The following is a 1,369-nucleotide window of genomic DNA, read 5'->3' on the forward strand; positions in this document are numbered from 1 at the left end:
AAGCGTCTGGAAGCACGCGACTTCAGTCGTGTGAGGATAAAGTTTTTAATTCACAGCTCTATTTTAAGTACCAAATTTTTCTATTGTCTTATTATGTATAGCTGCCATAGGAGACGTATTCTAAGCAGTAAGGTTTGTTCCGATAGATGCTGCAATCTCTTTTAACTTATCGGCAGAAAAACCAGTATATTTTTCAATCTTATCGAGAGATTCTTTATCTTTGATCATCATTTTTGCAAGAGATAGATTTTTCTTTTCTACACCTTGCTCAATGCCTTGTTCAACAAGTGCTTTTCCCAGATTACACATATCCTGCACCTCACTTTCAAATTCTTCTGTCATGGCGATGCCAAAATCTTTCTGAAGACGTTTTTTCTTTGTCTCAGAGGATGTAGAAAGAGAGAAGAGTGTATTCAGCAGATCAAGGATCTCCAGATCACTCTCTTTATCTGCATCACCTAAATTTACGATAACAACTTCCATAAGGTCATAACTGCCAAGAGTTTCATAAGGCTTTCCCAATACTGTATCCTGTACTGTATGGTATCTGAAGATTCCATTTCTACGTTTTTTCGCCGGATCCGGGCAGATCCAAATACTGTAGACTTTCTGAAGCTTTTCATAATGTTCACCAGTAAAAATAGTTCCATACTGCTCGGAAATCATTCTTGCACAATAATAAAATCCTCTTGTAACTAATGGATACCCCGGTGTGTCATTTAACTGGATTTCCAAATTGATGATCAGCTGTACGGGTTCTTCGGTGTTCGGAATATATGCCTTAAAACGAATATCATAATATACAGTCTGGTCTTTGATAGCATTTGCTTCGGAATTAAGGCAGTCTATTTGTTCGTTTCCATCCAGTAATTTACTGCGGTCAGGATGGTCCTGATGTACTGCCCGACTGGAAATTTCGATATTTTCTTTCAGGCAGTTATCACAGATAAAATTGACACTATATTGGGAAAATTCTTTTGTACAGGATTTGAGGATCCAGGCAATGACTGCCTTATAGGTTAATAGTTTCTTGGCACATTCATCATATCTTGCACGATCTGCGGCAAGGTCTATCATTTGTGCCAGATTCGTTTGACGTATTATGGATGTCACCTCCTGTCACATATTTTGTACTTATATTTTATCAGAGCAGATATTTATTTACCAGAAAAATTTTTCGACAATCGCAGGATAAGTTTTGACAAAGAAAGACCCCAGTCAAAATGACTGGGGTTTTCTTTTTAGGAATCTGTATTATTTACCCAAATGGATTATTTAACAGTAGCCTTTTTCAGGTTTGACCATGGGCTGAAGACTTTCTTTCCGTCTTCAGATGTTCTGTTGAATGCATGCATTCCAACTACCCATG

The 1,369-nt window shown here is 37.5% G+C and carries 1 protein-coding gene; it reads right to left on the bottom strand.

Going from position 1 to position 1,369, the window contains the following annotated elements:
• Positions 1–120: 120 nt before the first annotated feature.
• Complete coding sequence (locus LI074_RS17005; protein ID WP_044956342.1) at positions 121–1,077, bottom strand: PD-(D/E)XK nuclease family transposase; 957 nt, start codon at positions 1,075–1,077, stop codon at positions 121–123.
• Positions 1,078–1,369 lie beyond the last annotated feature (292 nt).

It is taken from the genome of Blautia sp. MSK18_10 (assembly GCF_020553185.1).
Lineage (GTDB): Bacteria > Bacillota > Clostridia > Lachnospirales > Lachnospiraceae > Blautia_A > Blautia_A wexlerae.